The following is a 20,768-nucleotide window of genomic DNA, read 5'->3' as shown; positions in this document are numbered from 1 at the left end:
GCATGCCGCACTGCACCCCCGCAATCCGCCTGAAATCCGGTGATCCCTACAGAAGCCCCCGCACATAGAAAAACGGCCGGCGACAGGCCGACCATTAATGCGATTGTAAAGACATGCCCGCAGGCTTAGGCGACGCGGCGCACCTGAGCGGGGATTTCGGACCAAACCAGCCCCTGCCCCGGCAGACGTGCAGTCATAACCGGATCACAGGTGACCTCGGCAACCGCGCCGGGCTCGTTGAACAAGGCGCGCAACAGGGTGTTGGTCATCGAATGGCCCGCACGTTCGCCCACGTAGTGGCCAAAGATCGGCAGACCGGCCAGCGCCAGATCGCCAAGCGCATCGAGCATCTTGTGGCGCACAGGTTCATCAGAATGGCGCAGACCGGATCCCGCATGCACGACAGGACCGTCGAACACCACCGCGTTTTCACCCGGCACGCCGCCCAGAGCCAGACCATTGGCCTGCATCTCCTCGACATCGACGCGGCGGCAGAACGTGCGGCTGTCGCACAGCTCGCGCGCGAAGGTGCCGTTGCGCAGGTCCAGTTCACGGCTCTGATGGCCGATGCCCTCTTCGGCGAATTCGATATCAAAGGAAATCTTCAGGCGGTCACACGGCAGCAGGGTTGCCCGTGCGTCCTTCGTTTCGACCATCACCGGCTTGAGCACTTTCCAGGCGCGCACTGGCGCGTGCAGGCGCTGAATGCCGGTGGCCATGATTTCACGCACGAACTGAGCGGACGACCCGTCCATGATCGGCACTTCCGGTCCGTCGATCTCCACCCGCGCGTTGTGCACACCACAGCCGGCCAGCGCCGCCATGATGTGTTCGACAGTGGAGACGGAAACACCGGCAGCATTCACCAGACGCGTGCAAAGCGCCGTGCGCTCCACCATATCCCAGCGCGCCGGGATGACGGTGTTGCCCAGGGCAATGTCGGTCCGTTTGAAGGTCACACCATGCTGCGCTGCGGCGGGAAGCACGACCATCTTGGCCGGCTTGCCGGAGTGCAGGCCGATGCCTTCAAACGTAACTGCTGCTTTGAGCGTGTTCTGCACAGGGTGCCTCATGGGTTGTTCGGGTCGCACTGACCATCTCGCCGGTACACCTAAGCGCTCCATGCCTGCGCCTCAACTCAATCTTTGCAACCAAATGAAACATGAATATTACAGTTCGGCAGAACACCGCCACGGCCATGTTAAGCCACTGTATTCAAAATAAAAAAGGCCGCCAACTGGCGGCCTTTTCATCGTTTTCCGTGAGTAATTAGTTGGCCTGACGACGCAGGAATGCGGGAATTTCGATGCGTTCCTGATCTTCATCATGCGGCTGTTCGGCCTGTTGCGGCTGCGCGGACTGCATGCTCGGTTGCGTCCGTTGTGCGGCCTGCGGACGGTTCTGCGTGGTTTCCTGCGGGTGGCCGGTCATCCGATTGATCAGGGAGTTCAGGCCAAACCGGCGCTGCTCCTGCGGATCCGTAGCCGGGCGCTGCTGCTGCGCTGCGGCAGGTTGCTGCTGATGCTGCGGAGCCTTCTGCTGGCCGCTCTGATGACGCTGCGCCGCCTCGCGCAGACGCACAATGGCATCTTGCGAAGGAGCACCCGGAGCCGGAGCGCGCGGCGCGACAAAGCCCTCGGCCTGGGTCGTGGCAGGCTGTTGCTGTGCAGGTTGCGGCTGAGCCATCTGCTGGTGTTGCTGCGGCGCAGGCTGCTGAGCGACACGTTGTTGCTGCACCTGTTGCGGCTGCACTTGCGGCTGCGGGCGGTATGCCGGGGGCGGCAGGCCGTCATTGGCGTCGGCGCTCTCGTTCACGTCTTCGATCAGCTCGTCGTTCTGCGCCTGGGCTGCCGCCCGGTCATTGTCAAACTCGGAAAACAGCGAAGGCTCCTGCCCGGTGACCGCATCTGCTGCGACAGCCGGAGCGGCTTCCATAGGCTCTTTCAGTTCCAGCGGCGCGCGACGGTTGTCCTCGACGCTGACGGTCTTGGTCAGCGGCGCGGACATCGGACGGCGCGGCACCGGAACGTCGTGGACGTCTTCGGTGGCATCGATACCGGTTGCAACCACGGAGACTCGCATCTTGCCTTCCATCGCCGTGTCCAGCGTGGAGCCGACGATGATGTTGGCGTCCGGATCGACCTCTTCGCGGATGCGGTTTGCTGCTTCGTCCAGTTCGAACAGGGTCAGGTCATGCGCGCCGGTGATGTTGATCAGAACACCCTTGGCGCCGCGCAGGGAGATTTCGTCCAGCAGCGGGTTCGCTATGGCTTTCTCGGCGGCCTGGATGGCGCGATCTTCGCCTTCGGCCTCGCCGGTGCCCATCATCGCCTTGCCCATCTCGTCCATCACGGCGCGCACGTCCGCAAAGTCGAGGTTGATAAGACCCGGACGGACCATCAGATCGGTCACACCCTTCACACCCTGATACAGGACGTCATCCGCAAGCGAGAACGCTTCGGTGAAGGTGGTCTTTTCATTGGCCAGACGGAACAGGTTCTGGTTCGGAATGATGATCAGCGTGTCCACGACCTTCTGGAGGTTTTCGACACCCTCCTCGGCCTGGCGCATCCGCTTGGCACCTTCGAACTGGAAGGGTTTGGTCACAACGCCAACGGTCAACACGCCAAGCTCACGCGCGGCCTGCGCGATGATCGGTGCCGCACCGGTGCCGGTGCCGCCGCCCATGCCAGCGGTGATAAAGCACATGTGCGCACCCGCAAGGTGATCCACGATCTGTTCGATGCTCTCTTCCGCAGCGGCGGACCCGACCGAGGCACGCGCGCCGGCACCCAGACCTTCGGTCACTTTCACACCCAGCTGCACCCGGCTCTTGGCCGCGTTCTGCTGCAACGCTTGCGCGTCGGTGTTGGCCACAACAAAATCCACACCCTCGAGCTCTTTGGCGATCATATTGTTGACGGCATTGCCGCCCGCGCCGCCGACACCGAATACGGTGATCTTGGGGCTCAGCTCTTCTTGTCCGGGCATCGAAAGGTTCAGGGTCATGCTTTTTCCGCCTGTGTTTTAGCCCTCCCGCAAGGGCGTCGATTGTCACTCTTCTGCCTTAATCCTATCGCGATGCAGGAGTCTCGTCATCCCCAAAAGCGCATTCACCCACAAAATATGGGCCAAATGGTGGGGGACTTTGCCGAATATCGCCATTCAGGCGAAATATGGTGGTATGCAGAGGGTCGATACATAAACACAATCTCTCCGCGCCTGCCAGAACAGGCACGCCAGACCGATCTTGATATGATTGCGAACCCCTGCTCGGCCTCGCACATCGCTGATTTCAGCGTATTGGGACGATTTTTAACGCAAGTGAAGACCCCTGTCACGGGGTATGTGGAAAAACTGTGGGTAACCGGTGGATAAGATCCCGCGAAACGGCGCAGATCGGCAAAGCTTTGCCGAGCGCCGCGCGCATTACCAGTTGTCTTTGAACCAACGCACGACGCGGCGCATCGATCCGCCCGCCATCCGGTCCACCGGCGCGTCGAAATCCCACCATTCGTCCTGCGGATGAGCCGCGAACAGGCACATGCCGACGGCAGAGGCGAATCCCGGTCCAGTCACCGCCTGCGGCAGGCCATGCACCCGCATCGGGCGACCCAGACGCACCTGCTGGCCCAGAATGCGGCTCGCCAGACCGTCCAGTCCGAGGATCTGACTGGAGCCCCCGGTCAGCACGATCTGCTGGCTCGGCAGATGATCGAACCCGGCTGCATCCAGCCGCACCCGCACCTCCTCCAGGATCTCCTCGACCCGGGGGCGCATGATGCCGATCAACTCCGCCCGGCTGACGGTGCGGCGGTCGCGCTCCCAGTCGCCGGTCTCGCCACCGATGTCGATCATGTCGCGATCATCCGCGCCCGTGGCATGCACGCCGCCGGACATGGTCTTGATCCGCTCAGCGGTGGCCACCGGCACCCCCAGCCCCATCGAGATGTCGCTGGTGATATGGTCGCCGCCCATGCGCACCGCATCGGCATAGATCATGTGCTTCTTCATGAAGACAGAGATCGAGGTGGTTCCGCCGCCCATGTCGACGCAGGCCGCGCCCAGCTCCTGCTCGTCCTCTACCAGCGCCGAGACGCCAGAGACATAGGCCGAGGAGGCAATCCCCGCCAGTTCCAGATCGCAGCGCTGCACGCAGCGCACCAGGTTCTGGATCGTGGCGGCCTCCACCGTCAGCATATGCATGTCGACCGACAGTGCCTGCCCCATCTGGCCGCGCGGGTCCTCAAGACCGGAACGGTTATCAAGCGCGAAATTCACCGGCTGCGCATGCAGCACCTCACGTCCGGCGCCATATTCCGGCACTTCGCAGGCGGCCAGAACGCGGGCGATCTCGTTTTCCGTGACCTCCTGGCCTTCCAGCTCCACCGTGGCGTCCAGCCCGTAGGAGCGCGGCGTCGCACCGGCGAAACAGGCAATCACGTGATCCACCCGCACCTCGGCCATCTTCTGCGCCGCCTGCACAGCGGTGCGGATGGCCCGTTCGGTTTCCTGCATGGCGGAAATCTCGCCAAACTGCACGCCGCGCGACCGCGTCGTTGCCGCGCCGATGACGCGAAATCCCGACTGACCGGCCAATGAGCCGATGGAATTGTCCTCGCTCAGCCGTCCGATACCATCGAACCGCAGCACCAGACAGGAGATCTTGGAACTGCCCACATCCAGAATGGCCACCACACCGCGCTGCATGGCCTGGCGGCGCATCTGCCGCATCGCACGTTGGGATTGATACAGGTCTGTCATATCAATAAGAGCTCTCGTTCAATTGGCGAATGCGCCACCAGTCCTCAACGGCTGGCGCGTTCATCCGCACGGTCAGACGGGTCGGCAGGCGCAAGTCCACGATCGCCACATCCCGTTCCAATAGGTCCTTCACTTCGCTGACAGCGATCACACGCTCCAACGCCGCAACCGGGCGTTCAACCGGCAACTGAATGCGCTGGCCACGGTCCAGCACCACATCCCAGCGCCGCTCCCCCACACGAACAATGCCGCGCAGGCGTTCCCCCAGGGGACGCGCGGCTGCAAACAGCTTCAGCGCCTCCACGGCAGCCCGGTCCGCGCCCCTGCCCGCAATCAATGGCAGGTTGGGATGCAACCCGCGCTGGCCCAGCTCGGCGACAAAAGCGCCCGTTTCATCCAGCAGAGCCAGCCCGTCTCGGCTGCGCCAGACGATGGCGGGCTGACGCTCCACCACATCCACCTGCAGAATGCCGCCGGGACGAATGCGCACGGCTGCGGTTTTCACCGGGTCCAGCCCGACGATCAGATCGCGAATGGCCGCGAGGTCCAGATCAAACGAGCTGAGCGGCAGATCCAGCGAGGTCACCTCGCGGATGTCCGTCGCCACGCTCTCCCCTGCGCCGTCGATGGCCATCACGTTGACCATGAACTCAGGCCGCGTCTCAAAGGCCGCACGGGCCTCGGTATAAAGTCCGACCAGATGGTCGCGCCGCGCCTCGCTCGCCAGGTAGCCCCCGGCAGCAGCCAGCACCGCGCAGACCGGAAGCCCCACGCGCAGCCCCATGCGGATACCCGGCGTCAGCATCCAGCGCTGAACACGATACTTCAGACGCGACGGTGCCGGATCGGCCTTGTTCTCGGCCGCATGTGCTTTGGACCTGCGTGATGTCAGCGCTCGCATGAGGCATCCTCCACCAGCCAGGCACACAGCTGGCCAAAGCTCAGACCGCAATGCTGCGCCTGCTCAGGTGTCAGCGAGGTTGGCGTCATGCCCGGCTGCGTGTTGGTTTCAAGCAGGATCAGCCCGTCGGTGCCACGCGCCTCATCCCAGCGGAAATCGGTGCGTGACAGGCCCCGGCAGCCCAGCACGTCATGCGCGCGGATCGCATAGTCGAGACACAGCTGGGTGATCTCTTCGGGGACCTCGGCGGGCAACACGTGGCGCGAACCACCGTCGGCATATTTCGCCTCGTAGTCATACCAGCCATCGGTGATGATATCCGTCACGCAAAGCGCCCGCTCTCCCATCACCGTGACCGTCAACTCGCGCCCCGGCGCATAGGTCTCCACCATTACCTGCGCGGGCATTTCCTGGGACAGCTGCGGCGGGCTGTTGGCCGCCTCATGCACGATATAGATCCCGACAGAGGAGCCTTCGTTGTTGGGCTTCACCACATAGGGCGGCGCGATCACATGGCGCGCCATCACCTCGTCCTTGGCGGCGATCACGCTGTCCACCACCGGCAGACCGGCGGTGCGATAGGTCGCCTTGGAGCGTTCCTTGTCCATCGCCAGCGCCGAGGCCAGCACACCGGAATGCGTATAGGGAATGCGCATCCATTCCAGAATGCCCTGCACACAGCCGTCCTCGCCCCAACGGCCGTGCAGCGCGTTGAAAACCACATCCGGCTTGATGTCCTGCAGTTGCGCCACAAGGTCCGGGCCTGCATCGACCTCGACCACCTCGTAGCCTTCTCCCCTCAGTGCGCCGGCGCATTCACGCCCCGTGGACAGAGACACCTCCCGCTCGGCGGAGGGGCCACCCATCAACATCGCAACCTTCGGGAGTGTTCTGCTCGCTCCACCCACGATCACTGCCTCAATTTCTACCGGGCATTGTTGCCCTTTATAATTATTCCGGTGCCGGTTTTCCGGCTCCCGCAAAGACCTCGGCCTTCAACACCATGGGACCTGCATCCCGATGGCAACATCACACCTGCGCGCCCCGTGACAGGGCCAAAACACAAAGGCTGTTCACCAAGTTTCCCGCATGTTCGGGACTTCAGCATCTGCGCTTGCGCAAACCTGACGGGACGCAAATTGGCCGCACCGGGTCAGGTTATTGAAATCGCTGAATTTTCCTGGATCACACTCGCTTGGGATCGCCTATACGCATGATTTCCCACTTTAGCCAAATGCCGGAGTCCGCGTAAACCTTTTTTCGCACATTTTCGCCCAACTGTTCCAAATCTGCGGCGGTTGCGCCACCGGTGTTAATCATGAAGTTGGAATGCTTCTCACTCATCTGCGCCCCGCCAAGGGTCGCGCCACGCAGGCCGGCGTTGTCGATCACCTTCCAGGCCTTGAGGTCCATCACGTCATCGGCCTTGCCGGTCGAGGAAAATCCCGCCGGATTGCGGAATGTCGATCCTGCCGAACGCTCCTTGGTGGGCTGGCTTTCGTCGCGCTTGCGCAGCTGCTCCTCCATGCGCGCCGCCAGCGCTTCGGGCGCGCCCGCAGGTCCGCGCAGGGTGGCCGACACCAGAACGGCGCCCTCCGGCAGGTCGGTCTGGCGATACTCGAACTGCAGATCTTCCGCCGTCAGGGTCTTTACGCTGCCATCCCGCAGCACCACCTGAGCCGAGACAAAGACATCCGCTACATAAGCGCCATAGCAGCCCGCGTTCATCCGCACCGCCCCGCCGATACTGCCGGGAATGGTGCGCAGAAAGGTCAGATCGACACCCGCCTCTGCGGCCTTGCGCGCCACATGGCCGTCCAGCGCCGCCGCGCCTGCGGTCACGGTGTCGCCTTCGACCTCGATCGCGTTGAAACCGCGCCCCAGCCGGATCACCACGGCCCGCAAGCCACCATCCCGCACGATCAGGTTCGACCCCACCCCCATGGGGAAAACCTCCACATCCGCTGGCAGATCCCGCAGGAAATCCTGCAAGTCCTGTAGATCGGCGGGCTGGAACAGATAATCCGCAGGCCCGCCCACACGCAGCCATGTGAGGTCACAGAGGTCTCGGTTCGGCGTCAGGCGCCCGCGCACGGCTGGAAGATCGGTCATCACGGCTCACTTCTGGTTTCGACGTGGGTTTAGGCCATGCCCGCGCGAAGGAAAACCCCAGAGCCCACTCCGCCTGCCGTTTGCGCGTGTTTCGCCGCCTTTGGATCTGCGCCGCATAGCGCGTGTCGAGGACCGTAGACCAGACGGCCTCCGCCTACCCGCGCCGCACACCGCGCAGCCAGCGTACCAGATAGATCACCGGCCAGCGCAGGATCGACATGCCTGCGACCAGCATCGCCAGCCCCCACCAGGGGCCGTTCTCATAGGTCACATAGCCAAGGAGCGGAATGCCAATGGCAATCAGCACATACGCGCGGGACCAGTGGTTGTCCTTTGACGGGATCATCGCCAGCAGGTTGGCCAGCACCACCCAGAGACAGGCCAGGATCAGGGAGGTATTCATGGGCGTGGCCCTCCGGTCTCGCACCCAACAGCAGCGCGACGCAGCAAGGCGGAGAGCGGCTTGCGAAACATCGACAGCAGCGCAAACAGGCCAAAGCCCGCCGCCAGCAGGCCGAAATCACGATACAGCAGCCAGATCAACAGCGGCGCCACCAAGAGCAACAGCAGTCCCGGCGGACGCTGATAGCGCAGTGGCAGGAACGCCACCACGCTGGCGCAGAGCACCCAGACCACGGCGGCAAGGAGCGAGAACGACATCATGCGTCCCTCCCCTCTGCCACCACGGGCCGGAGTGCGCGCCGCCTCATCCCTGCAGCCTTTCGGGCAGCCCGTTCGCCCAGGCGGAAATCGTACCAGCGCCGAGGCAGACAACCATGTCGCCGGGGCGGGCTTGTTCGCGCACCAGCCGCAGCAGGTCGTCCTCGTTGAGGATCGCGCGCGCATGGCGGTGACCATGGCGGATCAGCCCCGCCACCAGATCGTCGCGGCCCGCGCCTTCGATGGGGTCTTCACCGGCGGCAAAGACCTCGGCGATGGCGACCACATCGGCGTCATTGAAACAGGCGCAGAAATCATCGAACAGGCTCGACAGGCGCGAATACCGGTGGGGCTGATGCACCGCGATAACACGGCCCTCACCCTCACTGCCGATGGCCTGACGCGCCGCCTTCAACACGGCGGCAATCTCCACCGGGTGGTGGCCGTAATCGTCGATGATGGTGACGCCGTCGACTTCGCCCACCTTGGTGAAGCGCCGGTTCACGCCGCCAAAGGCCGCCAGCGCGGTGCGGATCTCATCGAGCTTCATGCCCAGATGACGGCACACCGCCACCGCCGACAGCGCGTTGGAGACGTTGTGATCGCCCGGCATCGGCAGGGTGCAGCCTTCGATCTTCTGCCCTTCGGCCTGCAGCAGCACGTCGAAATGCGCCACCCCGCCTTTGTAGGTCAGGTTCACCGCACGTACGTCCGCCTGCGCGTTAAAGCCATAGGTCACCACGCGGCGATCCGAAATCCGCCCCACCAGCGCCTGCACCTCGGCGTGGTCGGTGCAGCAAACCGCAAGACCGTAAAAGGGAATATTGGAGACAAACTCATAAAACCCGTCGCGCAGGCGATCAAAGTCGCCCCAATGCTCCATATGCTCGGGGTCGATATTGGTCACCACGGCGATGGTGGCGGGCAGCCGGTTGAAGGTGCCGTCACTCTCGTCGGCCTCGACCACCATCCACTCGCCCTGCCCCATCCGCGCGTTGGAGCCATAGGCATGAATAATGCCGCCGTTGACCACGGTGGGATCAAAGCCGCCCGCGACCATCAGCTCGGCCATCATGGTGGTGGTGGTGGTCTTGCCGTGGGTGCCGCCGATGGCGATGTTGGACTTGAGCCGCATCAGCTCCGCCAGCATCTCGGCCCGGCGCACCACCGGCAGGCCTCGCGCGCGCGCCTCGTCCAGCTCGGCATTGCCGGGTTTGATGGCGGAGGAAATCACAACCACCTCGGCGTTTTCCAGGTTCTCGGCCCGCTGGCCCTCGAACACGGTGGCCCCGAGGGTTTCCAGCCGCTGGGTGATCTTGGAGGACTTCAGGTCGGACCCCTGCACCACATAGCCAAGGTTCAACAGCACTTCGGCGATGCCGGACATGCCGATGCCACCGATACCGACAAAATGGATCGGGCCGACGTCGCCGGGCAGTTTGGTGGCAGGTGTCATGGGGCAGCTTCCTCGGACAAGTGTTCAACAAGCGCCACGAGACGGTCCGTGGCATCGGGTATTCCGGCGTTCATCGCCGCATTGGCCATCTGGGTGGCCCCTTGCGGATGGGTCAGAACAGCGGCGATCTGCTCTGCAAGGCTGTTGCTGTCAAGGGCGCTTTCGGGGATGCGGATGGCACCTCCGGCCTCAACCAGCCCGCGCGCATTGGCGGTCTGGTGATCGCCAGCGGCCGAGGCCAGCGGGATCAGGATCGAGGGCCGCCCGATGACGGAAATATCGGCAATCGACGACGCACCCGAGCGCGATATCACCAGCTGCGCCTCGGAAATGCGCGACGGCACATCGGTAAAGAACGGCTGCACGTCGGCATCAATACCATTGTCGGCATAGACCTTGGCCACCCGCGCCTCATCCTCGCCGCGCGCCTGGTGGCTGATCCGCATATGCTGGCGCAGCTCGGGTGGCAGGGCCAGAATTGCTTCTGGCACCACGTCGGACAGGATGCGTGCGCCCTGGCTGCCGCCGATCACCAGGATCGACATCGGGTAATCCCCGGGCGGAATATAGGGCGCGCCCTGACGTTCCAGCACCGCGCCGCGCACCGGATTGCCCACATGCACGCCCTGCGCGCCCTCCGGCAGGTCCGTGGGCCAGACACCGCAGGCCACCTGCGCCACGCGCGTGGCGAACTTGCGGTTCACCTTGCCCAGCACGCCGTTCTGTTCGTGGATCATCCGTGGCAGGCCCAACAGCGTCGCCGCACCCAGCGCCGGGATCGACGGGTAGCCGCCAAAGCCCACCACCGCATCGGGACGGTCGCGCCTCATGTCCAGTGCCATCTGCGCCACGCCCGACAGGATCTTCGGCCCCACCAGCGCCTTGGCCAGCAGCCCGCCACGGGCAAATGTGGCCGAAGGCACCTCGGAGATTTCGGTCGAATGGGGAAAGCCGCCAGTGTAGCGCGCGCCGCGCGCATCGGTGGAGAGCTTCACCCGCCAGCCCTTGCGCAACATCGCCTCTGCCAGCGCCTGCGCGGGGAACATATGCCCCCCGGTGCCGCCCGCCGCCATCAGGAGCAGTTTCTGTGTCATTTCGTGCCTGCCTTCGCGTTCTTATCCGTTGACCGGCCCACCTCTCTTATCCGCGCCCACGTCCGCGCAATGCGTCCGCGATTTCGCCCTGAGGTCGGGACCGGGTGAAGGCCAGGAGCATACCCATTGCGATGCCGCCTGCAATCAGGGAGGAGCCACCATAGCTCACGAACGGCAAAGTCATGCCTTTCGCGGGCAGAAGCCGCACCGCAACCCCCATGTTGATCATCGCCTGAACACCAAAGGAGCAGGCCAGACCGGCCCCCGCCAGACGGATGAATGTATCCCGCTCGCGCATCAGGCGGAACAACGACCGCACGACGATCATGGCGTAGAGGAAGATAATGATCGACACGAGCACCAGCCCGTATTCCTCGGCCGCCACGGCGATAATGAAATCGGTATGCGCATCCGGCAGGGACCATTTCACCTGCCCCTCACCGACGCCAACACCAAACAGGCCGCCCTCGCGAATGGCGTTGGTGGCATAGCCCAGCTGCGTGGTCGGGTCGAGATCCGGGCTCAGGAAGCCATCAATACGACGGGCAAAGTGTTCGGAGTTGGAATAGGCGATAACGCCGCCAAAAATCACCACAGCCGCCATGCCCACCAGCAGCAGCATCGGCGCCCCGGCGACGAAATACATCACGCCCCAGCCAAAGAGGATCAGACAGGCCTGACCAAAGTCCGGCTGCATCACCAGCAGCATCACCACCGACAGACACAGGCCAAAGGACAGCAAGGTGCCCGGCGGGCCATAGATCTGATGGCTCGCCGCGATCATCCAGGCGGCCAGCACGATGAAGCCCGGCTTCAGGAATTCCGACGGTTGCAGCGAGGCAAACCCAAGGCTGTACCAGCGCACAGCCCCCTTGCCGAAATCGGTGCCGAAGATCGGCAGCAAGGCCATCGCGACAAAGGCACAGACAAATCCGATCACAGCCAGCCGTCGCACCAGTGTCGGGGACATCATCGAGGTCAGCACCATCGCCACCAGCGCGGTACAGCCAAAGAAGGCCTGACGTTGCACATAGTGGAAATTGTCAAACCCGTTGCGGGCCGCCAGCGGCACCGAGGCCGCCAGGCCCAGCAGAAGCCCGACAATGAACAATGTGACCACAAAGGTCATCGTCCACTTGTCCAGTGTTCGCCACCATTTGGGAAGAATCGGCTCCCCTTCTTGCGCGGGGAGCGCGCCATAGACCATCTCAGTCATGGGTTCACTGCCTTGATTGGGCGCTGAAATCAGCGCCGGTTTTGCCTCGAAAATGTCCCATTTGCGGGACTTATTACATAAAGTGTAACCTGATAACGCTGCGCAGGCCAGTCACTTCCTCCCCGATCACACGGGAAATTACCGCAGTTCGGCCCCGTAGCGACCACAATTGCCCGCAGCGGCGATGCTTGCGCGGACACAGCTTTCGTGGTCGATGCGGCTCATGCAGATCAAGACCCTGATTCTCGGCGCCGGCGCAGCTGGCATGATGTGTGCGGCTCATGCGGGCGGCGATTGTCTGGTGGTGGATCACGCCAAGAACCCGGGCGAGAAAATCCGCATCTCCGGCGGCGGGCGCTGCAACTTCACCAATATGTATGCCACGCCCGAGAACTACATCTCGCAGAACCCGCATTTCTGCAAATCGGCCATGGCCCGCTACACCCAGTGGGATTTCATCGACCTGGTCACCCGCTACGGCATCGCCTGGCACGAAAAAACCCTCGGGCAGCTGTTTTGCGATGACTCGGCCCGCCAAATCGTTGCCATGCTGGTGAAAGAACTGCGCGATGCGGGCGCGGATCTGTGGCTGCAAACCTCGGTGGTGGATGTGCGCCACGGCGCCGGTGGATACACAGTCCGGCTGGAGCGCGAAGGCAAACCGATCACCGTCACCGCGCAGAACCTGGTGCTGGCCACCGGCGGCAAATCAATCCCCAAGATGGGCGCCACCGGGCTGGCCTATGACATCGCACAGCAATTCGACCTCTCGGTGCTGGACACCCGCCCCGGCCTCGTGCCCTTCACGTTTGGCGCGGACCGGTTCAAGCCGCTGGCCGGCGTCGCGCTGCCCGCGCGCCTGTCGAACGCGCGCACCAGCTTTGACGAGGCGCTGCTGTTCACCCATCGTGGCCTGTCGGGCCCGGCGGTGCTGCAGATCTCCAGCTACTGGCATGAAGGCGAGGAAATCACCGCGCATCTGTTGCCCGACTTCGACCTGTTCAGCGCCCTGCGCGACCAGCGTCAGCAAAGCGGGCGCAAGGATCTGACCACCGAGCTTGCGCGCCACCTGCCCGCCCGGCTGGTCGAAGACCTCGCCGCCGATGGCAGCCTAAAGGGACGCCTTGCAGATCAGTCCGACGCCGCCTTGCAGGCGCTGTGCGACCGGCTGCACAACTGGCGCCTGAAACCGACAGGAACCGAAGGCTACCGCACCGCCGAAGTGACCCTTGGCGGGATCGACACCGACGCGCTCTCCTCGCGCACGATGGAGGCCAAGGCCCAGCCCGGCCTCTATGCGATCGGCGAGGCGGTGGATGTCACAGGCTGGCTCGGCGGCTACAACTTCCAATGGGCCTGGGCCTCCGGTTTTGCCGCTGGACAGGCCATCGCCACCAGCGCCTGATACGCGCCCTGACACAGGCACTGCGATCCAACCCGCCTCAGTTGCTGTCGAAATCCGCAACCTCTGCCAGCAGCCAGTTGCGAAAGGCGGCAACCGCAGGGTCCGCGCGACGCGCTTCCGGATAGGCCAGCCACACCGAGATATCATCCTCCGTCACCTGATCAAACGGCTGCACCAACGCGCCGCTGGCGATCATGCCGCTGGCATAGGCCGGGGTCAGCAGACAAGCCCCATGCCCCGCCAAGGCCGCCTGCACCTCCAGCACCTGAGTGCCCAGACTGTGCCGTTCTGCCTGCGGAACATAATCGACACCGGCCGCCCGGAACCACATCTCCCAGGCCGGATCAGCCGCATCCACCAAGGGCACCCGCAGCAGATCTTCTGGCTGCGTGATCGGGCCATAGGTCTCCATCAGGGCCGGGGTCAGTAACGGCGTATAGCTGGAGCGAAACAACAGGTCCGCAGCCAACCCGGGCCAGCTGCCATGTCCGACACGAATGGCCACGCTGGCCTCGCCTGCCTCCAGATCGACGTAACGGTGATTGACCTCGACCCGCGTGGTGATGCCGGGATGGGCGACCTGAAACAGACCCAGTCGCGGGCCCAGAATGAAGGCCGCGAAACTGGCAATGGCGCTGATCACCAGCTCCTGCCCACCGCCACCGCGCACCTCTGCCCAGCCGCGACGCACCATGTCCAGCGCCTCACCAACCTGCAGCTGCAGCGCCTTGCCCGCCGCTGTTGGCACCACGCCACGCGGCAGGCGCCGAAACAGGGGCTGACCGGCGCGATCCTCAAGCAGCTTGATCTGATAGCTGACCGCCGCCTGCGTCATCGCAAGCTCTTCCGCGGCGCGGCTGAAACTGCCCAACCGGGCCGCCGCCTCAAAGGCGCGCACCGCAGGCAGGGGTGGTAGGGGGGATTTCGCTTTATCCATTAGGGCAGCTTATACCAAGCCCCTTGAGTTTCAATTGGTCATTTGCCGCTGCAACGCACACATCTATGGGACATCACGCAAGGAAGACTGCCATGACCACCATGATCGCACAGCTGAGCCTTTGGGCCGCCATCAGCAGGTTTTTTACCCGCCCCACGCACAAACGCGGCCCGAGTCAGCACGCGCTGCACCGCCACGCCCGCCGTGAGCTGTCGCATATGTCCGACCACATGCTGCGCGACCTCGGCCTGTGACCAAGGCCGCGCCAGCAGGTCCGGGCAGCCTCAGACCTCAGAGTTGCAATCGGGCCGTGACTTCGGCGATGAAATCCTCGCCGCGCTTCTCAAAGCTGTCGTATTGGTCGAAACTTGCCGCCGCCGGAGCCAGCAGCACGGTTTCGCCCGGCTCTGCATCCGCCACCGCGCGCGCGACCGCCTGCGCCATGGAGGTGCAGACCTCGGCTTCCACGTCCAGCTGCATGGCGAACTGCGCCGCCTCGCGGCCGATCACATAGGCTTTGACCACCTCGTCGGTCGCGCCTTTGAGGCCCTCAAGCCCGCCTTCCTTCTCCAGCCCGCCGCAGATCCAGCGGATCTTCTTGAAGGCACTTAGCGCCTTGGCCGCGCTGTCGACATTGGTGGCCTTGCTGTCATTCACATAAGACACCCCATCCACCTCGGCCACGCGCTGACTGCGGTGTGGCAGACCGGGATATGTGCGCATCGCCGCCTCGATCACCCGGGGCGCCAGGCCCAGGGTGCGCGCCGCCGCATAGGCCGCACAGGCGTTCTGATGGTTGTGCGCTCCGGGCAGACCGGGAATGTCGCGCAGGTCGATCGATCCTGCCTGCCGCCCCTTGCGATATTCCGACAGGAACCCTTTGCGGGCAAAAACCGTCCAGCCCGCGCCGCCCGACAGCTTCTGCCCTGACGACACCCGGATCACCCGGTCATCGCCATTGCCCTCGCTCAGCTGCCCGGCCAGGAACAGCCCCTCGTCCTCGTCAACGCCGATGACCGCGCGGTCGGGACCACCTTCGGCGAACAGCCGTCGCTTGGCCGCAAAATAGCCGCCCATACCGGCGTGACGGTCCAGGTGATCCGGCGTCAGATTGGTAAAGACCGCCACATCCGGCGTCAGCGCCCGGGCCAGATCCGTCTGGTAGGACGAGAGCTCCAGCACCACCACGCCGCCATCGCCAGGCGGGTCGATGTCCAGCACCCCGCGGCCGATGTTGCCCGCCATCTGGCTGTCGCGGCCCACGTGCTCAAGGATATGATTCAAGAGCGCCACCGTGGTGGATTTGCCGTTGGATCCGGTGATCGCGATCACCTTGGGCATGGTGACAAACTCGTCCCATTCGCCCGAGGCGACAGAGCGGAAAAACAGCCCGATGTCATTGTCCACCGGCACGCCCGCAATCAGGGCGGCGCGCACCACCGGGTTTGGCTTGGGGTAGAGATGCGGAATACCCGGCGACACGATCAGCGCCGCGATATCGTCGAACGCGTCCTGTCTGGTCAGCTCGCGGCAGGCAAAGCCCTCACCTTCGGCGGCCTCCCGCGCGGCGGGGTTGTCGTCCCAGCAGATCGCCTCCGCGCCGCCCTCGCGCAGCGCCCGCGCCGTGGCGAGGCCGGACCGGCCCAGCCCCAAGACCGCAATCTTCTGCCCTGTGACACCTTTAACCGGGATCATGCCGCACCTCTTCTGACATCTCTGTTCGGCGCGACACTGCACCGGAGCGCGGCGGGAATGCAAGCGGGCTTGAGCACCCGGAAAGCGCCTGACCGAGAGGTCGGACCGAACCGTTGCCATCCTCGCGCGCTCCCTGCTGACACCACCTTCATGCCAGCGTGCTAGTCTTGATGCGTCGCGACATCAAAGACCCACAGGAGTTCGGCCCGTCCCGAGACCACCCCCTCATTGGGTGCAGGGCGGATCCACCCGAGGCCTCACTGGATTTGGCCCTTAAAACAGGCCAGCCCATGCTCCGCCCCTCCGGCGGCGCCGCCTTTCTTAACGACGAAACCGCGCAAGGCTTCCCCAACGCGGTGTCACATATCTCAGAGTAACGCTTGAGCGCCCCGCCAGCAGGTCGGGTGCCCAAGGTGGATTGGATGCCTCCCCCCCGTTCGACCGAGAGGTCGGACAGCGCCCGACCCTGGGAGGGCGCTTTGCACCCACCCAGGGTCGGGCGCTGCCCTTTCGCTTGGGCCTCAGCGGACCTTCAGTGTTGCCAGTCCGATCAACGCCAGGATCAGCGAGATGATCCAGAAGCGGATCACGATGGTCGGCTCTGCCCAGCCCTTTTTCTCGTAGTGGTGATGGATCGGCGCCATCAGGAACACCCGCTTGCCGGTGCGCTTGAAGTAGAGCACCTGCACGATCACCGACAGCGCCTCGACCACAAACAGCCCACCCACGATGGCCAGCACCAGTTCGTGTTTGGTCGCCACGGCGATCGCACCAAGGGCCCCACCCAGCGCGAGAGAGCCGGTGTCGCCCATGAACACAGCAGCCGGTGGCGCGTTGTACCACAAGAACCCCAGCCCGCCGCCAAACAGCGCCGCGGTAAAGATCAGAATTTCACCGGTGCCCGGCACATAGTGCACATCCAGGTATTCGGTAAAATCGACACGCCCCACCGCGTAGGCGATGATGCCCAGCGTGCCCGCCGCGACCATCACCGGCATGATCGCCAGACCATCCAAGCCATCCGTCAGGTTCACCGCGTTGGCCGCGCCGACGATGACGCAGATGCAGAACGGCACATAGAGCAGCCCGAGGTTTACCAGCGTGTCCTTGAACACCGGCAGAGCAAGCTGGTTCTGCAGCTCGACCGGATGGCTCCAGCTGGCCCAAAGCGCCGCGATGATCGCGATCGCAAACCCCAACGCCAACCGCACCTTGCCCGGCACGCCCTTGGTGTTCTGCTTGGAGACCTTGGCATAGTCATCCGCAAACCCGATCAGGCCGAACGACATGGTCACAAACAGCACCAGCCAGACAAACGGGTTGTCCCAGCGCGCCCAGACGAGGGTCGAGAACAACAGCGCCCCCACGATCAGCAAGCCGCCCATGGTGGGGGTGCCGGCCTTGGCCAGATGCCCCTCCGGCCCGTCGTCGCGGATCGGCTGCCCCTTGCCTTGCCGGCGGCGCAGCACGTTGATCAGCGGTTTGCCAAACACGAAGCCAAAGATCAGCGCGGTCAGGAAAGCTCCGCCAGCGCGGAAGGTGATGTAGCGGAAGAGGTTGAAAAAGTCCCCCCCGTCCGACAGGGCGGTCAGCCAGTAAAGCATACCAGAGCGGTTCCTGTTCTGAGTGGTGCAAGTTGATGTGTCATGAAGGTGCGTTGCCTTGACCGATTTCCCGGATCGCGTCAACCACGCGCGCCATCTGCATGTAGAGAGAGCCCTTGGCCAAGACCACATCGCCGGCGCGGATTTCCCCCTTGAGGGCTGCCACCGCCTCGGCGCTGGTTGCGACCCGCAGGCCTCGTTTGGCCTCGGGCAGAGCCGCATGCAGCGCTGCCATCAACGGTCCGATACAGTGAACGGTATCAATATTGTCCATCGCCGGAAACGCGGCCAGCTGCGCATGGAGCGTCGCGGCCTCGTCGCCCAGTTCGCCCATATCGCCCAGAAAGGCAATCCTGCGCCCCTCGCCCTTGGTCGCGGCCAGCACCGTCAGCGCCGCCGTGACCGAGGTGGGGTTGGCGTTATAGGCGTCGTCCAGCACGGTGACGGTGCCGTCGGGTAGATCTACAGTGAAGCGCGCGCCGCGCCCCTTGACCGGCGACCAGCCCGCCAGCCCGGCCAGCGCCAGATCGAGGTCCGCGCCAAGTGCTGTGACCGCCGCAAGCGCGCCAATGGCATTCATGGCAAAATGCGCACCAAGCGACTGGATCTCTGCACTGATCTCGCGCCCCTCAAAGCGATAGGAGGCGCGGGTGACATCACCGTCCAGCTCCACGGCGCAGAGCGCATAGTCTGATGCGCTGCGTCCAAACCAGCGGGTCTCGCAGCCCTTGGCCACGGCCACCTCACCCAGCACCGGGCTTTCGTCGAGGTCGGCGTTCAGCACCGCAACCCCGCCGGGCTCCAGCCCCTCAAGGATGGCCGCCTTCTCGCGGGCGATGCCGGCCACATCCTCAAACGCTTCCAGATGCACGGCGGCGACGGTGGTCACCATGGCCACATGCGGGCGCGCCTGCAGGGCCAGTGGCGCGATCTCGCCGGGGTGGTTCATACCGACCTCGATCACCGCAAATTCCGTATCGGCAGGCATCCGCGCCAGTGTCAGCGGCACGCCCCAGTGGTTGTTGAAACTCGCCACAGCGGCATGGGTGCGGCCCTGCGGCGCCAGCATCGCGGCCAGCATTTCCTTGGTCGAGGTCTTGCCGACAGACCCCGTAACCGCAACCACGCGGGCCTGCGTCCGGGCCCGCCCGGCCCGTCCCAATGCCTCAAGCCCGGCCTGTACGTCCTCCACGACCAAGAGCGGCGCATCGGCGGCGACCCCTTCAGGGATGCTCGACACCAATGCGGCCCCCGCCCCCTTTTCCAGCGCCTGCGCCACGAAGTCATGCCCGTCCCGCGCCGCAGTGAGCGCCACGAACAGATCGCCCGGTTGCAGGCTACGGGTGTCGATGGAAATCCCGTCGACGCGCCAGTCGGTTATGGCCTGCCCGCCCGTTGCGGCGGCGGCCTCCTGTGCGGTCCAAAGGCTCATGCCAGCCTCCCATCCAGCGCGGCGACGGCCATGCTGGCCTGTTCCACATCGTCAAAGGGCAACACGTCGTTGCCAATGGTCTGGCCGCTCTCATGGCCCTTGCCACAAATCAGCAGCGCGTCACCCGGCTCCAGCATGTCGACCCCGCGCAGGATCGCCTCGGCCCGGTCGCCCACGTTCAGGGCATTTGGCGCACCACCCATGACGGCAGCGCGGATCGCTTCGGGATCTTCCGAGCGGGGGTTGTCGTCGGTGACGATCACCGCATCCGCGTGGTCATGCGCCGCCTGCCCCATCAGGGGGCGCTTGGTTGCGTCCCGGTCGCCGCCCGCACCAACGATGGCCACAAGACGTCCCAGCACATGCGGGCGCAAGGCCTTGATCGCGGTGGCCACCGCATCGGGCGTATGGGCGTAATCGACAAAAACCGTCGCGCCATTATCACGCGTCGCGGCCAGCTCCATCCGGCCCCGCACTGTGCTGAGATGCGGCAGTGTTTCAAACACCTGCTCCGGCACCTCGCCGCTGGCAATGGCAAGCCCCGCCGCAACCAGAATGTTCTCCGCCTGGAAACCGCCGATCAGGTTGAGCCGCTTGGCAAAGGGGCGGTCATGCCAGGTGAAGCGGATATCCTGCCCGGTGGCATCCACCCGCATGCCCATCAACGCAAGATCCCCGAGGCCGCGACCAACGGAGATCACCTCCTGGCCGCGTGCAGCTGCAATGGCCCGCATCTCCGCACCGCGCGGGTCAGACATGTTGATAACGGCCACGTCATCTTCCGACATGACACGGCGAAACAAACCGGCCTTGGCGGCGAAATAGGCCTCGAAGGTTTCGTGATAGTCGAGATGATCCTGCGTGAAGTTGGTAAAGCCCCCGGCCAGAAGCTGCACGCCGTCCAGGCGGCGCTGATCCAGCCCGTGCGAAGATGCCTCCATCGCCACATGGGTGACACCCGCCTCTGCCGCCGCCGCGAGGGCACGGTGAAGCGTGATCGGCTCCGGCGTGGTATGGGCGAGCGGATGGGTCCATGCCCCCTCGATCCCGGTGGTGCCAAGGTTCACCGCCTGATGGCCGAGTTCCGTCCAGATCATGCGCAGGAAGGTGGCAACCGAGGTCTTGCCGTTGGTGCCGGTCACCGCCACCGCGACCGGCGGTTGTCCGCCGAACCACAGCGCCGCCGCGCCCGACAGGGCCTGCCGCGGGTCCTCTGTGACAACCAGCGCGGCCCCGGCGGCCGCAATTGCCGCCCCTGCGGTCTCTGCACCATGGGCATCGGTCAGAATCGCAACTGCGCCCTGCTCCAGAACCTGCGGGACAAATTCGGCCCCATGCACACGGGTGCCCGGCAGGGCCGCAAAAACAAAGCCTTGCCGCACATCACGGCTGTCCACCGCCAGCCCGGAAATCACCGGATCGATACCGCCACGTGCGGTCAGCCCCAACTGGCTGAGCTTAAGCGCTGGTTTGTCGTTCATGGTGTCCCCAC

At 64.4% G+C, this 20,768-nt stretch carries 18 protein-coding genes; 2 read left to right on the top strand and 16 right to left on the bottom strand.

Going from position 1 to position 20,768, the window contains the following annotated elements; all coding sequences use genetic code 11:
• Positions 1-125: 125 nt before the first annotated feature.
• The 11 genes from lpxC to ftsW form a co-directional block, all read right to left on the bottom strand.
• Complete coding sequence (lpxC, locus tag CLV89_RS09010; protein WP_106163323.1) at positions 126-1,073, bottom strand: UDP-3-O-acyl-N-acetylglucosamine deacetylase; 948 nt, start codon at positions 1,071-1,073, stop codon at positions 126-128.
• Between the two features lie 196 nt (positions 1,074-1,269).
• Positions 1,270-3,009: a cell division protein FtsZ gene (gene ftsZ, locus CLV89_RS09005; RefSeq protein WP_106163322.1), complete on the bottom strand. Its 1,740-nt coding sequence runs from the start codon at positions 3,007-3,009 to the stop codon at positions 1,270-1,272.
• Positions 3,010-3,429: 420 nt separating this feature from the next.
• Positions 3,430-4,764 carry a cell division protein FtsA gene (ftsA, locus tag CLV89_RS09000; RefSeq protein ID WP_106163321.1) on the bottom strand — a complete coding sequence of 445 codons (1,335 nt, stop codon included), beginning with the start codon at positions 4,762-4,764 and terminating at the stop codon, positions 3,430-3,432.
• A gap of 1 nt (position 4,765) precedes the next feature.
• Positions 4,766-5,665, bottom strand: a complete 900-nt coding sequence (locus CLV89_RS08995) for a cell division protein FtsQ/DivIB (RefSeq protein ID WP_106163320.1) — start codon at positions 5,663-5,665, stop codon at positions 4,766-4,768.
• Positions 5,653-6,537 (bottom strand): D-alanine--D-alanine ligase, encoded by an 885-nt coding sequence (locus CLV89_RS08990; RefSeq protein WP_243394978.1) that lies wholly within the window; start codon positions 6,535-6,537, stop codon positions 5,653-5,655. Before CLV89_RS08990 ends, CLV89_RS08995 begins: the two co-directional genes overlap by 13 nt.
• Before the next feature lie 313 nt (positions 6,538-6,850).
• The gene (murB, locus tag CLV89_RS08985; RefSeq protein WP_106163319.1) at positions 6,851-7,777 is read right to left on the bottom strand and encodes a UDP-N-acetylmuramate dehydrogenase; all 927 of its coding nucleotides are present in this window, start codon (positions 7,775-7,777) and stop codon (positions 6,851-6,853) included.
• Positions 7,778-7,931: 154 nt separating this feature from the next.
• Positions 7,932-8,180: a DUF2484 family protein gene (locus CLV89_RS08980; RefSeq protein ID WP_106163318.1), complete on the bottom strand. Its 249-nt coding sequence runs from the start codon at positions 8,178-8,180 to the stop codon at positions 7,932-7,934.
• Entirely contained in the window at positions 8,177-8,440 is a 264-nt protein-coding gene (locus CLV89_RS08975; RefSeq protein WP_106163317.1) for a DUF2484 family protein, read from the bottom strand. Before CLV89_RS08975 ends, CLV89_RS08980 begins: the two co-directional genes overlap by 4 nt.
• 43 nt (positions 8,441-8,483) lie before the next feature.
• The gene (murC, locus tag CLV89_RS08970) at positions 8,484-9,893 is read right to left on the bottom strand and encodes a UDP-N-acetylmuramate--L-alanine ligase (RefSeq protein ID WP_106163316.1); all 1,410 of its coding nucleotides are present in this window, start codon (positions 9,891-9,893) and stop codon (positions 8,484-8,486) included.
• Positions 9,890-10,987: a UDP-N-acetylglucosamine--N-acetylmuramyl-(pentapeptide) pyrophosphoryl-undecaprenol N-acetylglucosamine transferase gene (locus tag CLV89_RS08965; RefSeq protein ID WP_106163315.1), complete on the bottom strand. Its 1,098-nt coding sequence runs from the start codon at positions 10,985-10,987 to the stop codon at positions 9,890-9,892. The genes murC and CLV89_RS08965 overlap by 4 nt, the downstream gene beginning before the upstream one ends.
• Before the next feature lie 46 nt (positions 10,988-11,033).
• On the bottom strand, positions 11,034-12,203 hold the full coding sequence (gene ftsW / locus CLV89_RS08960; RefSeq protein WP_106163314.1) for a putative lipid II flippase FtsW: 1,170 nt from the start codon (positions 12,201-12,203) through the stop codon (positions 11,034-11,036).
• Positions 12,204-12,426: 223 nt separating this feature from the next.
• On the opposite strand from ftsW, the gene CLV89_RS08955 reads away from it, so the two are divergent.
• Positions 12,427-13,608 carry a BaiN/RdsA family NAD(P)/FAD-dependent oxidoreductase gene (locus CLV89_RS08955; protein ID WP_106163475.1) on the top strand — a complete coding sequence of 394 codons (1,182 nt, stop codon included), beginning with the start codon at positions 12,427-12,429 and terminating at the stop codon, positions 13,606-13,608.
• Positions 13,609-13,645: 37 nt separating this feature from the next.
• Here CLV89_RS08955 and CLV89_RS08950 read toward each other — a convergent pair whose 3' ends face one another.
• A complete protein-coding gene (locus tag CLV89_RS08950) occupies positions 13,646-14,545 on the bottom strand; it encodes a LysR substrate-binding domain-containing protein (RefSeq protein WP_106163313.1) in 900 nt (299 codons plus the stop codon).
• Between the two features lie 92 nt (positions 14,546-14,637).
• On the opposite strand from CLV89_RS08950, the gene CLV89_RS08945 reads away from it, so the two are divergent.
• On the top strand, positions 14,638-14,799 hold the full coding sequence (locus CLV89_RS08945; RefSeq protein ID WP_165798111.1) for a DUF1127 domain-containing protein: 162 nt from the start codon (positions 14,638-14,640) through the stop codon (positions 14,797-14,799).
• A gap of 37 nt (positions 14,800-14,836) precedes the next feature.
• On the opposite strand, the gene murD is transcribed toward CLV89_RS08945, so the two are convergent.
• The 4 genes from murD to CLV89_RS08920 all read right to left on the bottom strand — a co-directional run bounded on the left by murD (position 14,837) and on the right by CLV89_RS08920 (position 20,757).
• A complete protein-coding gene (gene murD, locus CLV89_RS08940; RefSeq protein ID WP_106163311.1) occupies positions 14,837-16,240 on the bottom strand; it encodes a UDP-N-acetylmuramoyl-L-alanine--D-glutamate ligase in 1,404 nt (467 codons plus the stop codon).
• 521 nt (positions 16,241-16,761) lie between these two features.
• On the bottom strand, positions 16,762-17,844 hold the full coding sequence (gene mraY / locus CLV89_RS08930; protein WP_106163309.1) for a phospho-N-acetylmuramoyl-pentapeptide-transferase: 1,083 nt from the start codon (positions 17,842-17,844) through the stop codon (positions 16,762-16,764).
• Between the two features lie 40 nt (positions 17,845-17,884).
• The gene (locus CLV89_RS08925) at positions 17,885-19,276 is read right to left on the bottom strand and encodes a UDP-N-acetylmuramoyl-tripeptide--D-alanyl-D-alanine ligase (RefSeq protein WP_106163308.1); all 1,392 of its coding nucleotides are present in this window, start codon (positions 19,274-19,276) and stop codon (positions 17,885-17,887) included.
• Positions 19,273-20,757: a UDP-N-acetylmuramoyl-L-alanyl-D-glutamate--2,6-diaminopimelate ligase gene (locus CLV89_RS08920; protein ID WP_106163307.1), complete on the bottom strand. Its 1,485-nt coding sequence runs from the start codon at positions 20,755-20,757 to the stop codon at positions 19,273-19,275. The genes CLV89_RS08925 and CLV89_RS08920 overlap by 4 nt, the downstream gene beginning before the upstream one ends.
• Positions 20,758-20,768 lie beyond the last annotated feature (11 nt).

Origin of the sequence: Tritonibacter scottomollicae (assembly GCF_003003215.1) — a bacterium.
In the GTDB taxonomy this organism is placed as follows: domain Bacteria; phylum Pseudomonadota; class Alphaproteobacteria; order Rhodobacterales; family Rhodobacteraceae; genus Epibacterium; species Epibacterium scottomollicae.
The sequence above is the reverse complement of the archived record's forward strand: the minus strand, read 5'-3'. Positions and strand labels throughout refer to the sequence as shown.

Coding starts and splice junctions, on each gene's coding strand:
- murB (WP_106163319.1), bottom strand. CDS start 7,777: ATGACCGATCTTCCAGCCGTGCGCGGGCGCCTGACGCCGAACCGAGAC.
- CLV89_RS08955 (WP_106163475.1), top strand. CDS start 12,427: ATGCAGATCAAGACCCTGATTCTCGGCGCCGGCGCAGCTGGCATGATG.
- CLV89_RS08980 (WP_106163318.1), bottom strand. CDS start 8,180: ATGAATACCTCCCTGATCCTGGCCTGTCTCTGGGTGGTGCTGGCCAAC.
- CLV89_RS08950 (WP_106163313.1), bottom strand. CDS start 14,545: ATGGATAAAGCGAAATCCCCCCTACCACCCCTGCCTGCGGTGCGCGCC.
- mraY (WP_106163309.1), bottom strand. CDS start 17,844: ATGCTTTACTGGCTGACCGCCCTGTCGGACGGGGGGGACTTTTTCAAC.
- murC (WP_106163316.1), bottom strand. CDS start 9,893: ATGACACCTGCCACCAAACTGCCCGGCGACGTCGGCCCGATCCATTTT.
- CLV89_RS08925 (WP_106163308.1), bottom strand. CDS start 19,276: ATGAGCCTTTGGACCGCACAGGAGGCCGCCGCCGCAACGGGCGGGCAG.
- CLV89_RS08965 (WP_106163315.1), bottom strand. CDS start 10,987: ATGACACAGAAACTGCTCCTGATGGCGGCGGGCGGCACCGGGGGGCAT.
- CLV89_RS08990 (WP_243394978.1), bottom strand. CDS start 6,537: ATGTTGATGGGTGGCCCCTCCGCCGAGCGGGAGGTGTCTCTGTCCACG.
- CLV89_RS08945 (WP_165798111.1), top strand. CDS start 14,638: ATGACCACCATGATCGCACAGCTGAGCCTTTGGGCCGCCATCAGCAGG.
- ftsZ (WP_106163322.1), bottom strand. CDS start 3,009: ATGACCCTGAACCTTTCGATGCCCGGACAAGAAGAGCTGAGCCCCAAG.
- ftsW (WP_106163314.1), bottom strand. CDS start 12,203: ATGACTGAGATGGTCTATGGCGCGCTCCCCGCGCAAGAAGGGGAGCCG.
- CLV89_RS08920 (WP_106163307.1), bottom strand. CDS start 20,757: ATGAACGACAAACCAGCGCTTAAGCTCAGCCAGTTGGGGCTGACCGCA.
- lpxC (WP_106163323.1), bottom strand. CDS start 1,073: ATGAGGCACCCTGTGCAGAACACGCTCAAAGCAGCAGTTACGTTTGAA.
- CLV89_RS08975 (WP_106163317.1), bottom strand. CDS start 8,440: ATGATGTCGTTCTCGCTCCTTGCCGCCGTGGTCTGGGTGCTCTGCGCC.
- ftsA (WP_106163321.1), bottom strand. CDS start 4,764: ATGACAGACCTGTATCAATCCCAACGTGCGATGCGGCAGATGCGCCGC.
- CLV89_RS08995 (WP_106163320.1), bottom strand. CDS start 5,665: ATGCGAGCGCTGACATCACGCAGGTCCAAAGCACATGCGGCCGAGAAC.
- murD (WP_106163311.1), bottom strand. CDS start 16,240: ATGATCCCGGTTAAAGGTGTCACAGGGCAGAAGATTGCGGTCTTGGGG.